Here is a 13,099-nt window from a genome sequence, read left to right as displayed (position 1 = left end):
CTCGCAAATCTCGTACGACAACAGTTGTTGTCGAGTCTGTCGGCCATTCTTCCAGGCAGGCGTGAACTCTGGAAGGAGAATCGCGAATCCCTATCAATCGAACTGATGAGCTAAACGTGTCAGTGGGTGTGGGTAGCGTTGAGACATGGAAGAGATGGAGCTTCTCGATCGGGTAGATGCAGGTGGTATCCGTGTCGCCACGGATATCATCGACAGGTTGAGCGTGTTGGAGCGGCTTCGTTCCCGCTCCGCCGCAGAAATGTATGAACTGGTGTTCGATATTCTCGCGGTGCGGCGTCGGGAACGCGCCGCGGCCGGCCTGCCTCCGAGCCGTTGGGATGCGGGCGTCGCAGCCGAGGTCGCCCTGGCGATGTCGATCTCACCGAACCGGGCCACCGCCATCCTGTCGCGGGCCCGGGCACTCCATGAGTGCCTGCCCCACACGCTGGCGCGGCTGTGGGACGGCGATATCTCGCCGGAGCGGGTCGAGATCCTGATCGCGGGGGTGGCGCACCTCGACGCCGACCTCCGCCGCCGCGCCGATGCACTGCTCTGCGCTGATCCCACCGTTCTGGCGGGCCTCGGCACACGCCGCTTGCAGGACACGGTGTTCCAGATGGCGTACCAGCTCGATCGACAGGCGATGGTCGACAGGCTCGCCAAGGCGGAGGCGCACCGTCGCGTCACCATCCGCCCCGAACCCGATGCGATGGCGCGGGTTTCGATCCTCCTGCCGGTCGCGAAGGCCGTTGCCGTCTTCGCATCGCTCAAGCGGCGCGCGGACGGCATCGTGGGCGTCGGACCCGAGGTGCGTACCCGTGGACAGGTGATGGCCGACGCGGCATTCGAGCTCCTGGCCGGACGCACCGCCGCGGACGGTCAGCCCGTCTCGGTGAACATCACCGTCTCGGACCGGGTGCTCCTCGGCGGCGGGACGGGGACGGCGCATCTCGCTGGGGGAGGAGCGATCCCGGGCGAGGTGGCCCGGAACCTGGTCGCCCGCGCCGCCTCGCGGGGCGAGGCGTGGCTGCGACGGCTCTACGTGCAGCCCGAATCCGGTGCCGTGGTGGGCATGGATTCCCGATCGCGTGCCTTCCCCGACGGGCTGGGCGCGCTGATCGCCGCGCGTGACCGCACGTGCCGCACCCCGTACTGCGATGCGCCGATCGCCCACAACGACCACGTGATCCCGCATGCCGCGGGCGGTGAGACCAGCATCGACAACGGCCAGGGGCTGTGCGCCGCCTGCAACTACGCGAAGCAGGCCGCGGGCTGGGAGCAGCGAGTAGTCGACGATCCGTCGGGGCGGCACACCGTGGAGACCATCACGCCCACCGGGGCCGTGCACCGCTCGACCGCGCCCGATGCCGCCTGACGGACGGTCACCGCACGCAGAGGCCCACCAGCGCGACGGCCGTCGCCAGCTCGATGCCGAAGCCGAGAACGTCACCACTGACCCCGCCGAACCGGCGAACACAGTGCCGCATCGCGAGGGCGGCCACGAGCAGCGCCGCGACCACCGCGAGCGGACCCTGCCAGGGGACGCCCGGCACCGCCCAGATCGCGGCGACCGCGGCCACGATCACCCAGAAGGCCTGCGCCGCACCGCCCTGCGTACCCGCGGTCAGTGCACCGAAACCGTCCGGATTCGCGGCGGACCAGCCCCGTCGGCACCCGATCACCGCTGCCACCCGGGCCGCACCGATCGCGATACCGATCGCGAGCCACCGCCCGCGATCGGCCAGATCGCCGAGAGCGGCGGCGTCGATCACCACGACCAGCGCCAGCGCGGCCGCGCCGAACGGGCCGACGGTGCCCTGCCGCATGATCTCGCGCGCCCGCTCCGGCGGACCGTAGCTGCCGAGGCCGTCGACGCAGTCGGCGAAGCCGTCCACGTGCATGCCCCGCGTCACCAGAGCCGCCCCGCCGATCGCGAGGGCGCCGACCAGCATCCAGGTGAGCCCCGCGGCGGCCGCCGCCCAGGCGATCCCGGCGACGGTCGCACCCACCACGGCCCCGGCCACCGGGACGAAGAAGATCACCCGTCCGGCGCCCGAACGGTCCACTGGCGGTTGCAGGCGCTGCGGCACCGGCAGCACCGTCATCCAGGCGAGCGCCGTCGGCAGGAACCGCATCTCAGCCCCGCGAGACCCCGGCGGAATCGAACGTCGCCATCTCGCCGAGCACCGCCACCGCCGCCCGCACCACGGGCAGAGCCGTCGCGGCGCCGCTCCCCTCGCCGAGCCGCATCCCCAGGTCCAGCAGGGGCTCCAAGTCCAGACGGTGCAGCGCCAGCGAATGCGCCGGTTCCGGACTGCGGTGTCCCGCAACCCACCACGACGAGGCACCCGGTGCCAGCTCCTGCGCCACCAGCGCCGCGGCCGTCACCACGACACCGTCGAGGATCACCGGCGTGCGCCGCACCGCGGCCTGGGCCAAGAACCCCGCCATCGCGGCGAGATCGGCGCCGGCGGCGGTGCGCAACAGCGCCTTCGGATTCCCGACATGCGGTCGCGCGCGGTACATCGCATCGCGGATCGCCGCGGCCTTGCGCATCCACGCGTTGTCGTCGATCCCGGTGCCGCGACCCACCACGAGCACGGGCTCGGTATCGGTGATCGCACCGATCAGGACCGCCGCGGGGGTGGTGTTGCCGATGCCCATATCACCGAGGATCAGGAGGTCGGCGCCGGAATCGATCTCATCGTCGGCGATCCTTCGGCCGGCGGCGATCGCGGCGATCGTCTCCTCGTCGGTGAGGGCGTCCACCGTCGAGATGTCGCCCGACGACCGGCGGATCTTGTTGCGGCTCAGCGCCGGGCTGGTATCGGCCGAGACGGCGATGTCCTCCACCCGCACCGACGCCCCCGCCTGGGTCGCGAGCACGTTCACGGCCGCACCGTCGGCGGCGAAGTTCGCCACCATCTGCGCGGTGACCTCCGGCGGATACGCCGACACGCCGGTCGCGGCGACACCGTGATCGCCGGCCAGCACCACGATGCGCGCGCGTTCGAACTGCCGTGGGGGACAGGCACCCTGACACGCGGCGATCCACTCGCCGAGCTCCTCGAGCCGGCCCAGGGATCCCTTCGGCTTGGTGAGCTGCAGCTGCCGGTCCCGCGCCTGCTGCGCCACGAAGGCATCGGGCGGCGTGATCGACGGGAAGGACAGCGGATCGGCGTCGGGATCGAAGGGCGGGAGTTCGACCGGGGCCAGCGCGACGGCGGGCGCCGGGGCCTCCGTTGCCGGGGCGGCCGTCACCGGGGCGGGCGCTGCGGCCGCCACCGTGGACGGCGACGAGGCGACCACCGGTTGCCCGTCGAGCGCCACCGAGCGTCCGGCGACCACCAGCTCGACGCCATCGGCCACCGCCGCCAGGCGTGCGTTCAGATCACCCAGCAGATCCTGGAACAGGCGTCCAGCGTGCGTCGCCGGGACCACGGACAGGCCCACCTCGGGGCTGACGAAGACCAGTTCGCCCGGATACGCCGCCGCCGCGTCCACCAGCGCCGCGACCTCGTCGTCGACGCGCTCGGGCGTCTCCCAACCGGCGGCGTCCAGTCGCGCCGCGAGCCAGGCGCCGAGGTCATCGACCAGGGTCGCGACATCGCCCGTCGCGAGTACCGCCGCGAGGTCCTGCGTCTCGACCGTGGTCCACGAGTCGGGCCGGCGCGACCGGTGCGTGTCGATCCGGGCGGTCAGGTCGGGGTCACCGTCGGGCCGCGGCGCGGTGGCCACGTACCGCACCGGAGCGGAGCCGGCGGCGGTGGTGATCAGGTGTTCGGCGCGAGCCGACTTGCCCGAGCGGACACCGCCCAGGACGAGGCGCAGGGCCACGGCTTAGACCGCGTCGCCGGGCGAGACCCGGGGTCGGGGGATGCGCATGCGCCGCAGCTGCGTGGACCGCATGAACGCGTACCAGCCCAGCTTGAAACCGGTCTCGGTGGTCTCCGGGTACTTCTCCTGAACGCGCTTGTTCACACGGCGGCCGGTGAAGTAGCCCTCGATGCCCATCACGATGATCAGCACCATGAGGATCGGCATCGCCAGCGCGCTGAGCGTGGGGTTCTGCACGGTGATGAACATGTAGACCATCACGGCCACCGCGATCGGGATGAACATCGTGGCGATGTGCCGCTTCGAATCGACGAGATCGCGGGCCATCGCCTTCACCGGGCCCTGATCGCGCACCGGCAGGTAGCGCTCGTCGCCCTGCATCATCAGCTCGCGCCGCTCGTTCGCGGCAGCCCGGCGCTCGGCGGCGGCAGCCTTGCGCTCCTCCTTGCTCATGGAGCTCTTGAGCTCCTTGCGCCGCGCCCGGGCCTCCGCACGGGTCTGCGGCGCGGGGGCGACGGGGCCGCGCTTGCGGCCCTCCGCCTCGCGGCGGCTGGGGGTGGGGCGGCCCTTGCCCGGGGTCTGCGTGGGCTTGGCGGCGGTCGCAGCGGCGTCGTCGTCCGCGGTACCGGTGGCCGCGGTGTCGGCGGTCTCGGGAGCCGTGTCTTCGGCCTTCTGCCAGGGGAGTTTCACGGCGTCCAGCCTAGAAGATCGCGGCGAGTGCGCGCACCGTGCCTACACTCGCCGCATGTCGTCGCAGTTGGCGGGGGTCTCCGCCCGGGTACTGGTGGCACCGGACTCGTTCGGCGGCACCCTCACCGCGGCGCAGGCGGCGCACGCGATCGCCGCCGGTTGGCGCACCGCCAGGCCGTCCGACGAGGTGATTCTCGCGCCCCAGTCCGATGGCGGCCCCGGCTTCATCGACGTCCTCGCCGCCGCACTGGGCGTGGCCCCCGAGACCGTGACCGTGTCCGGACCGCTCGGCGAACCCACCCCCGCGCAGTTCCTCCTCGTGGACGAGACCGCCTACATCGAGTGCGCGCAGGCCTGCGGGCTCGACCTGCTGCCCGACGGGCCCACCGCACGGACGGCGCTCGCCGCGGGATCCCGCGGCGTCGGCGAACTGATCGTCGCGGCGATCGCGGCGGGCGCGACCACGGTGGTCGTGGGGCTCGGCGGTTCGGCGTGCACCGACGGCGGCGCGGGTCTCGCCGAGGTCTTCGGCGGCTACCCCGGCGCCGCGGGGACCCTCGCGGGCGTCCGCCTGATCGCCGCGACCGATGTCGAGAACCCACTGCTCGGCCCGTTCGGGGCCGCCGCCGTCTTCGGCCCGCAGAAGGGCGCACCGTCGTCTCTGATCCCGGAGCTGGAGGCCAGGCTGGTCCGGACCGCGCTCGCCTGGCGCGAGGCCACCGGTCGCGACGTGGCCGAGCTGCCCGGGGCGGGCGCCGCCGGCGGCCTCGGCGCCGCACTGCTCGCGCTGGGCGCGGAACGGACCTCCGGGGCGGCCGTGGTGGCCTCCGCGACGGGTCTCGACGAGGTGCTCGGCACCGTCGACCTGGTGCTCACCGGCGAGGGCAGATTCGATCGGCAGTCGCTGCGCGGCAAGGCCGCGATCGCCCTGGCCGAACGCGCGGCCGGGCGCGGCGTCGACACCGTGGTGCTCGCCGGACAGGTGGATCTCGACCCCGCCACGGTCCGCCGGCATCACGTTCGCGCGGCGTATTCGCTGGTCGACAGTGCCGGATCGGTCGAGGCCGCGATGCGCGACGCCGACGGTGCCCTCCGCGCTCTGGCGGCCGCCGTCGCCCGGGAACTCCGATGACGGGATATCGGGAATGACGGGCGGGGGAGTACCGTTGAACAGGACACCCTGCGTGTGAGGAGAACGTGAATGACTGCTGCTGAAGCACAGACCGACACCACCGGCGTGGTGCTGACCGAGCCTGCCGCCGCCAAGGCGAAGGCGCTGCTGGACCAGGAGGGCCGTGACGACCTGGCCCTGCGCATCGAGGTACAGCCCGGCGGCTGCGCCGGCCTGCGGTACCAGCTGTACTTCGACGATCGCTCGCTCGACGGCGACGTGGTCTCCGAGTTCGGCGGTGTGAAGCTGTCCGTCGACCGGATGAGCGCACCGTTTCTGATCGGCGCGAAGATCGACTTCGTCGATTCCATCGAGAAGCAGGGCTTCACCATCGATAACCCGAACGCCACCGGCTCCTGCGCCTGCGGCGATTCGTTCAACTGACGCCCGCTCTGCAGTAACGAACCCTCCCGCGACTAGGCTGGACCGATACGGTCCACCGAATCACGGGAGGGTTCTGCTGTGTCGATAGCCGTTTCGGGCTCGATCGCCACCGATCATCTGATGCGCTTCGAGGGGAAGTTCTCCGAGCAACTGCTCGCCGAGCACCTCGCGCACCTGTCCTTGAGCTTCCTCGTCGACGAACTGGTGATCCAGCGCGGCGGCGTGGGGGCGAACATCTCCTTCGGCATGGGCCGGCTCGGCCACAAGCCCGTGCTGGTGGGCGCCGTGGGCGCCGACTTCGACGAGGGCTACCGCGGCTGGCTGGAGAACGCCGGCGTGGACACCCGCGCCGTGCGCGTCTCGGAGACCGCGCACACCGCCCGCTTCATGTGCACCACCGACGTCGAGATGGCGCAGCTGGCGTCGTTCTATTCGGGCGCCATGGCCGAGTCCCGCGAGATCGCCATCGCGGACGTGACCGCCAAGGTCGGCCCGCTCGACCTCGTGGTCGTGGGCGCCAACGATCCCGCCGCCATGAGCCTGCACTCCGCGCAGTGCCGCGAGGCCGGCATCCCGTTCGCGGCCGACCCGTCGCAGCAGCTCGCCCGCCTCAACGGCGAGGAGGCACGCGAGCTGGTCGAGGGCGCCAAGTACCTGTTCACGAACGAGTACGAGTGGGGCCTGCTGCAGCAGAAGACGGGCATGAGCGCCGAGCGGCTGACCGCGCTGGTGCAGGTACGCGTGACCACCCTCGGTGCCCGGGGCGCCGAGATCGAGGTGACCGGCGCCGAGGCCGAGCGCATCCACGTGGACGTGGTGCCCGACCGCGGCCGGGTAGACCCGACCGGCGTCGGCGACGGCTTCCGCGCGGGCTTCCTCGTGGGCCTCGAATCCGGCCTGTCGCTGGAGCGATCCGCCCAGCTCGGCTCGTACGTGGCCGTCAAGGTGCTCGAGACCGTCGGCCCGCAGGCCTGGGACTACGACGAGGAGGACGCCGCCGAGCGGCTCGCCGAGGCGTACGGCACCGAGGTCGCGGCGGAGATCCTCGCAGCGCTCTAGGTCACAACACTGGTTACCGACGCGTAACCTACGGTACCGTAGGTTTTATGGCGGTCATCGGCGTACCCGAGATCAAGCCGCGGCTGCGCGGCGTGATCCATCAGTTCGGCGCGCTCGGGGCCATCGCCCTCGGCGTCCCACTCGTGATCGCCGGCTTCCGGCAGTCCACGGCGGCGGGCCTCGCCCTGCTCGTCTACGCCGTCACCGTGTTCGGGGTGTTCGGCGTGAGCGCCGCCTACCACCGCGGCCGCTGGACCGATGCGCAACGCATCTGGATGAAGCGTGCCGACCACTGCATGATCTTCCTGTTCATCGCCGGGAGCTACACGCCCATTGCGGTGCTCACCTTCCCCGCGTCGGTGGCCCGGTGGGTGCTCGCCGTGGTCTGGGGTGGAGCGCTCGCGGGCGTCGCCCTGAAACTGCTGTGGCCGCACGCCCCGCGCTGGGTGGGGGTGCCGCTGTACATCGCTCTCGGCTGGGTCGTCGTGGCGGTCGCGGGTGACCTGATCGACGGTGCCGGGTGGGTCGCCTCGATCCTGCTCGCGATCGGCGGCGTGCTCTACAGCGGCGGCGCCGTGCTCTACGCGACCCGGTGGCCGAACCCGTGGCCCGGCGTCTTCGGGCATCACGAGTTCTTTCATGCCGCCACGGTGATCGCCGCCCTCTGCCACTACGCCGCGATGTGGATAGCCTTGCTTCGATGAGTTCGATCCTGCTGCGCCACCTCGATTCCCGGCGGTTCCGGCTCGCCCTGCCGCGCGCCGTCGCGCTGCAGGTGCTGCATCCGTCGATCGCGGCGGCCTTCACCGAGCACGTCTCATCGAGCCTGTGGGGCCACAAGCAGCGCACCGTGGGACCGCTGGTCCGGATGGCCTACCGGGGCGAGAAGTCCGACTGGATCATCCGATTCGCGCACGAACACGTGAAAGGCGTCGACTCGACGGGGGAGCGGTACCACGCGCTCACCCCCGAGCTCTTCCACTTCCAGCACGCCACCTACGTGGACGCAGTCGTGGCCGGCATCGAGACCTACGCCGGACCGCTCACCGCCGCCGAACACGAACAGCTGTACCGCGAATGCTGCGACTGGTACCGCGTGTACGGCATCTCGACGCGCCCCATGCCCACCACCTGGCACGAGTTCACCGAGTACTTCGCCGATGCCTGCGCCGGACTGCGGCTCACTCCCGAAGGCCGGGTCCTGGGGCCGCAGGCGCTGAACCCGCCGCGCTGGGCGTTCGGCACCATCCCCGGCTTCGCCGCCCGCGGCATCCAGCACGAGCGTGCCCGCGAACTGCTCGACGTGCCTCTGAGCACCGTCGACCGGCTCGCCTTCGACGCCTTCGCCGCTGCGCAGCGCAGGGTGGCCTGACTACAGACGCACGGGGTAGTCCGGCTCCTCGATCGCGGGGTGGATGCGGTTCTCGACGAAGATGCCGTGCCAGACCATGAACATCAGCACGGTCCAGATCCGTCGCGAATGATCCGTGCCGCCCGGCCAGCCCTCGGGCGCCTTGGCCCTGTGCTCGTCGAGCATCGCCAGTACTGCCCGGCGGTCGATCCACTCATCGGTCTGCGAATCCTCGATGGTGGTCCGGGCCCAGTCGTACAGCTCCGGACCGGCCAGCCAATGCCGCAGCGGCACCGGGAATCCCAGCTTCTTCCGGTGCAGCACGTGCGGCGGGATGATCTCCTCCAGCGCACGGCGCAGCGCGTACTTCGACGTGCCGCCGGCCAGCTTGAGATCCGCCGGCAGCGTCTCCGCCACCCGGAAGACCTCCTTGTCCAGGAAGGGCACGCGCAGCTCTAGCGAGTTGGCCATCGTCATCTTGTCGGCCTTGACCAGGATGTCGCCGCGCAGCCAGGTGAACTGGTCCAGGTGCTGCATCCGCTCGACCGGGCCCCAGCCCCGGGTCTTCGCGTAGATGGGAGCCGTCACATCGGTGTGCGTCCACTCCGGGCGGAAGTCGCGGAGCACGTAGTCCAGCTGCGCGTCGTTGAACGAGCGCGCATTGCCGTAGTACCGGTCCTCCAGCGCCAGCGAGCCGCGCTGCAGCAGGCTCTTGCCGCGCTGCCCCTCGGGCATCCGGTCGCCGATCTTCCCGGCGGTGCGCCGCGCCCACGCGGGCAGCTTGTCGAAGGGCGCCAGCGACAGCGGCTCCTTGTAGATGGTGTAGCCGCCGAACAGCTCGTCGGCGCCCTCGCCGGAGAGCACCACCTTGACGTGCTTGCGGGCCTCGCGGGCCAGGTAGTACAGCGGCACCAACGACGGATCGGCCACCGGATCGTCGAGGTACCAGACGATCGCCGGGATCGCGTCGCGGAACTCCTCGGGGGAGACCACCTTCACCACGTGCCGCGCGCCGATCGCCTCGGCCGATTCGGCGGCCACGTCGATCTCGCTGTAGCCGTCCCGCTCGAAACCGGTGGTGATCGTGATCAGATCGGGGTTGTGCTGGATCGCCAGCGCCGCGACGGCCGTCGAATCGATGCCGCCGGAGAGGAACGAGCCCACGGTCACATCGGCGCGCATGTGCATCTTCACCGAATCGCGGAGCGCGTCGGCGATATCGCGGTACACCGCCTTCGCCTCGGCGGACTCCAGCCCGCCCGAGACCTGCTTCACCGGGAACTTCGGCTCGAAGTACCGCACGCCCTCCACCGAGCCGCCCGGCACCACGGTGGCGTAGCAGCCCGATTCCAGCCGGCGGATGCCGAGATGGAGGGACTCGGGCTCGGGGACGTACTGCAGCACGGTGTAGTGCTGCACGGCCCGCGGGTCGAGTCCGGGCTGCAGGCCCGCCTCGTCGGCGAGTTCGAGCACCGACTTCTTCTCACTGGAGAAGACGGTGCCCTTCGAGCCCGTGGCCACGTACAGCGGCTTGATGCCGAACGGATCGCGGGCCAGCGTCAGCTCGCGCTGCTCGGTGTCCCAGATCGCGAAGGCGAACATGCCGCGCAGCCGCGACAGCACACCGTCGATGCCCCAGTAGTGGAAGCCCGCGACGATCGACTCGCCGTCGCCCTCGGTGCGGAACTGCGCGCCGAACTCCTCGACCAGCTGGGTGCGCAGCTCGAGGTAGTTGTAGATCTCGCCGTTGAAGGTGAGCGCGTACCGCTCCGGATTCTCGGGCGGACCCCACCGCAGCGGCTGATGCGCGTGCTCGATGTCGATGAAGGCGAGCCGGTTGAACGACAGGGCCAGATCGTCGTCGTGCCACGCGCCGCCGAACTCGTCCGGGCCGCGGTGCCGCATGCACCGGCCGGCCGCGGTCACCGCGTCGACGACGTCGCCCGCGCGCTGGTCGGCGGACAGGAATCCCAGGAGGCCACACACGAGGATTCAGTATGCCGGAACCGTGGGCGCGCGCATCAACGCCGCAGGCCGACGGTGTGCGGCACGGCACGACTCGCCATTTCGTGACCCCGGAGCGTGCACGGGGCCTCGTTGGTCTACGCTGCGTAGTACAAGGGGAACGTGCAGCCCCGGCCCTGAGTTCCCGCTGGGAAATCGCACGGCCGGAACGAGCCCCGCAGCACTGACCGTGTTTCAGCAGGAAGGCGCGACATTGGCACCCGGAAGTAACGCCCACGGTGGGCCCGCGTCCTGGCGTAAGCGCCTGGTCGTGGCCGCCGGACTGGTCGTCGGCATGTTCGCTATGTCGGGCTGTTCCGCCGACGAGGTGATGCGTTTCGGTTGGCCCGAGGGTGTCACCCCCGAGGCCCGTGAGATGACGAATCTGTGGAGCTGGTCCGTGGTGGCCGCTCTCGCGATGGGCGTGCTCGTGTGGGCCCTCACGTTCTGGACGATCACCTTCCACCGTAAGAAGGCCGACTCGCCCGACTTCCCGCGGCAGACCGCGTACAACGTTCCCCTGGAGCTGCTGTACACCGCCGTCCCGTTCCTCATCATCGCGGTGCTCTTCTACTTCACCGTGATCGTGCAGACCAAGGTCGAGAAGCTCGAGGACAACCCGGCCGTCACCGTCGACGTGACCGCGTTCCAGTGGAACTGGCGCTTCGCGTACCGGGAGATCACCGAGAACGGCAAGGACGGCGGCACGCCGATCAAGCTGGAGCGTCCCAACCCGTACGGCCAGCAGCCCGACCTCAAGAAGCTCAACGAGGAGGCCGCCAAGGAGAAGGCCGAGACCGGTGAGATCGAGCATCAGCCGGAGCGCGGCCCCAACCACGGCCGATTCCAGGAGATCCGCGACTACCTGAAGTTCAGCACCGTCGAGGTGCAGGGCTCGTCCGCCGAGATCCCCGTCCTGGTCCTGCCCACCGGCGCGCGCATCGAGTTCGTGCTCGCCTCGGCCGACGTGGTGCACTCCTTCTACGTTCCGCAGTTCGCGTTCAAGCGCGACGTGATGCCGAACCCCAAGGAGAACCACTCGCAGAACCGGTTCCAGATCACCGAGATCGAGCGTGACGGCGACTTCGTCGGCCGCTGCGCCGAGATGTGCGGCGACTACCACTCGATGATGAACTTCGAGATCCGCGCCGTGTCGCCGGAGAAGTTCACGCAGTACATCAAGGCCCGCCAGGGCGGCAAGGACAACGCCTCCGCGCTGGAGTCGATCGGCGAGTCGCCGGTCTCCACCAGCACCGCGCCGTTCGATACCCGCCGCACCGGCCGTACCGCGTCGACGGTAGAAGGAGCGAACTGACCCATGAAGGTCGAAGCGAAACTCTTCGAGTGGCTCACCGTGTTCTTCTTCGCCGTGGGCATCCTCTACACCGTGGTCACCTACATCTGGGGCACCGGCCATGACGGCGGCGGCGTCGAGTGGGTCGGCACCACCGGCATGTTCCTCACCGGCGGCCTGACCCTGATCACCGGCACCTACTTCCGGTTCGTCGCCAACCGCGTCGACACCCGCCCGGAGGACTACGAGGACGCCGAGGTGTCCGACGGTGCCGGCGAGCTCGGCTTCTTCAGCCCCCACTCGTGGTGGCCGATCCTGCTGTCGGCGTCGGTGGCCGTCGTGGGCATCTCCGTCGCCCTCCAGCTGTACTGGCTGTGGGCCTTCGGCGGCTTCCTCGTGGTGGCCGCGGCCTGGGGCCTCGTCTTCGAGTACCACAAGGGTCCCGAGAAGCACTAAGAACAGATCCACCGTCCGGCGCCCGCCCCGAGTTCATCGGGGCGGGCGCCGCTCGTTCGGCTGCGTTCACCTCGGCGTCGCCGGCCTCTGGTTGCATGCAAGCCATGACGTCGGCCAAGTCCTCGCTGTCCGTCCGCAAGCTCACGGATGACGAGTTGCGGGGCAGGGGCCGCACCGTGGCCACCCCACCGCCGCCGAAGCTCGACTTCGCGGCCACCGAGGCCGAGGCGTACGGCGGGGAGCCCTTCGACGGCGTCGGCCACGTGGGAGTGGTGGTGGCGCCTGAGCGCTCGTATCTCGCCGTCACCACCTCGGGCAGCCCCCGCACCTCGGAGGACTACCGCGTGGCCGCAGAGGCGCTGTACGCCGCCGCCTACGGCGTGAAGGTGCGCAACAAGGCCCTCGCCCGCCGCGGCACCCCCGGCGCCGATGATGCGGTGCGCAGCGACTTCAGCGTGCCGCCCCTGGAGCGGCTCCGCGGCGACACCACCGCCCACACCACCGACGATGCGCAGTGGACGCTGCTGCTGCGCCGGCCCGCCTGGATCGACGATGCCGAGGTGGGGGACGTGCTGGAGCAACTGGAGGTGTCCAAGGGCCTCAAGCAGCTCAGTCGGGTGCGCTGCGTGGACCTCGCGGCGGCCTCGTACCTGCAGACCCGGGTGGACGGCCGCTGGTCCGCCGCGCTGACGCCCACCGCGAAGGCCTTCGACGTGCAGCTGCGCGAGCGCGGCCTCACCGCCGTCGACGGTGCCTGGCACGAGATCTGCCTCGGCGAGCCCGGCGCTCCCGTAGGGCAGAGCAGCTACTTGCTGCGCCGTCGCCTGGCCTGAATCAACGCGTCGACCGCAGT

Annotated in this window: 13 protein-coding genes; 9 read left to right on the top strand and 4 right to left on the bottom strand. The window is 70.5% G+C overall.

Translation table 11 applies throughout. The features are described 5' to 3' along the window. The first annotated feature begins 145 nt into the window (after positions 1–145). Positions 146–1,375: an HNH endonuclease signature motif containing protein gene (locus TTY48_RS01620; protein ID WP_220655854.1), complete on the top strand. Its 1,230-nt coding sequence runs from the start codon at positions 146–148 to the stop codon at positions 1,373–1,375. Positions 1,376–1,382: 7 nt separating this feature from the next. Here TTY48_RS01620 and TTY48_RS01615 read toward each other — a convergent pair whose 3' ends face one another. From TTY48_RS01615 to TTY48_RS01605, 3 genes are read right to left on the bottom strand one after another with little or no spacing between them, the layout of a single operon-like run. Further along, complete coding sequence (locus tag TTY48_RS01615; RefSeq protein WP_220655853.1) at positions 1,383–2,135, bottom strand: adenosylcobinamide-GDP ribazoletransferase; 753 nt, start codon at positions 2,133–2,135, stop codon at positions 1,383–1,385. A 1-nt stretch (position 2,136) separates the two neighbouring features. Next, positions 2,137–3,837, bottom strand: coding sequence for a nicotinate-nucleotide--dimethylbenzimidazole phosphoribosyltransferase (gene cobT / locus TTY48_RS01610; protein WP_220655852.1), 1,701 nt, complete (start codon positions 3,835–3,837; stop codon positions 2,137–2,139). A 3-nt stretch (positions 3,838–3,840) separates the two neighbouring features. Beyond that, positions 3,841–4,527, bottom strand: a complete 687-nt coding sequence (locus TTY48_RS01605) for a DUF3043 domain-containing protein (RefSeq protein ID WP_220655851.1) — start codon at positions 4,525–4,527, stop codon at positions 3,841–3,843. 55 nt (positions 4,528–4,582) lie between these two features. Between TTY48_RS01605 and TTY48_RS01600 the strand changes: the two genes are divergently transcribed. The 5 genes from TTY48_RS01600 (at position 4,583) to TTY48_RS01580 (ending at position 8,513) form a co-directional block, all read left to right on the top strand. Beyond that, positions 4,583–5,659: a glycerate kinase gene (locus tag TTY48_RS01600; RefSeq protein ID WP_220655850.1), complete on the top strand. Its 1,077-nt coding sequence runs from the start codon at positions 4,583–4,585 to the stop codon at positions 5,657–5,659. 69 nt (positions 5,660–5,728) lie between these two features. Then, entirely contained in the window at positions 5,729–6,082 is a 354-nt protein-coding gene (locus tag TTY48_RS01595) for an iron-sulfur cluster assembly accessory protein (RefSeq protein ID WP_220655849.1), read from the top strand. Between the two features lie 78 nt (positions 6,083–6,160). Beyond that, a complete protein-coding gene (locus tag TTY48_RS01590; RefSeq protein WP_220655848.1) occupies positions 6,161–7,141 on the top strand; it encodes a carbohydrate kinase family protein in 981 nt (326 codons plus the stop codon). Positions 7,142–7,188: 47 nt separating this feature from the next. After that, positions 7,189–7,845 carry a hemolysin III family protein gene (locus TTY48_RS01585; protein ID WP_220655847.1) on the top strand — a complete coding sequence of 219 codons (657 nt, stop codon included), beginning with the start codon at positions 7,189–7,191 and terminating at the stop codon, positions 7,843–7,845. Next, a complete protein-coding gene (locus TTY48_RS01580; protein WP_220655846.1) occupies positions 7,842–8,513 on the top strand; it encodes an oxygenase MpaB family protein in 672 nt (223 codons plus the stop codon). The genes TTY48_RS01585 and TTY48_RS01580 overlap by 4 nt, the downstream gene beginning before the upstream one ends. On the opposite strand, the gene asnB is transcribed toward TTY48_RS01580, so the two are convergent. Next, entirely contained in the window at positions 8,514–10,478 is a 1,965-nt protein-coding gene (gene asnB, locus TTY48_RS01575) for an asparagine synthase (glutamine-hydrolyzing) (protein ID WP_220655845.1), read from the bottom strand. Between the two features lie 232 nt (positions 10,479–10,710). On the opposite strand from asnB, the gene TTY48_RS01570 reads away from it, so the two are divergent. From TTY48_RS01570 to TTY48_RS01560, 3 genes are all read left to right on the top strand, one after another. Next, entirely contained in the window at positions 10,711–11,811 is a 1,101-nt protein-coding gene (locus TTY48_RS01570) for a cytochrome c oxidase subunit II (RefSeq protein ID WP_220655844.1), read from the top strand. A gap of 3 nt (positions 11,812–11,814) precedes the next feature. Then, positions 11,815–12,246, top strand: a complete 432-nt coding sequence (locus TTY48_RS01565) for a cytochrome c oxidase subunit 4 (protein ID WP_220655843.1) — start codon at positions 11,815–11,817, stop codon at positions 12,244–12,246. Positions 12,247–12,350: 104 nt separating this feature from the next. Further along, entirely contained in the window at positions 12,351–13,079 is a 729-nt protein-coding gene (locus tag TTY48_RS01560; RefSeq protein ID WP_220655842.1) for a hypothetical protein, read from the top strand. Positions 13,080–13,099: the final 20 nt, after the last annotated feature.

The sequence above is a fragment of the Tsukamurella sp. TY48 genome (genome assembly GCF_019656655.1).
GTDB lineage: Bacteria > Actinomycetota > Actinomycetes > Mycobacteriales > Mycobacteriaceae > Tsukamurella > Tsukamurella strandjordii.
Note: the sequence above shows the minus strand (reverse complement) of the source record. Positions and strands in the feature narration are given on the sequence as shown.

Excerpts from the sequence above, each read along its gene's own strand:
- TTY48_RS01580 (WP_220655846.1), top strand. The coding sequence starts at position 7,842 with ATGAGTTCGATCCTGCTGCGCCACCTCGATTCCCGGCGGTTCCGGCTC.
- TTY48_RS01615 (WP_220655853.1), bottom strand. The coding sequence starts at position 2,135 with ATGCGGTTCCTGCCGACGGCGCTCGCCTGGATGACGGTGCTGCCGGTG.
- TTY48_RS01565 (WP_220655843.1), top strand. The coding sequence starts at position 11,815 with ATGAAGGTCGAAGCGAAACTCTTCGAGTGGCTCACCGTGTTCTTCTTC.
- TTY48_RS01595 (WP_220655849.1), top strand. The coding sequence starts at position 5,729 with ATGACTGCTGCTGAAGCACAGACCGACACCACCGGCGTGGTGCTGACC.
- TTY48_RS01585 (WP_220655847.1), top strand. The coding sequence starts at position 7,189 with ATGGCGGTCATCGGCGTACCCGAGATCAAGCCGCGGCTGCGCGGCGTG.
- TTY48_RS01600 (WP_220655850.1), top strand. The coding sequence starts at position 4,583 with ATGTCGTCGCAGTTGGCGGGGGTCTCCGCCCGGGTACTGGTGGCACCG.
- TTY48_RS01620 (WP_220655854.1), top strand. The coding sequence starts at position 146 with ATGGAAGAGATGGAGCTTCTCGATCGGGTAGATGCAGGTGGTATCCGT.
- TTY48_RS01560 (WP_220655842.1), top strand. The coding sequence starts at position 12,351 with ATGACGTCGGCCAAGTCCTCGCTGTCCGTCCGCAAGCTCACGGATGAC.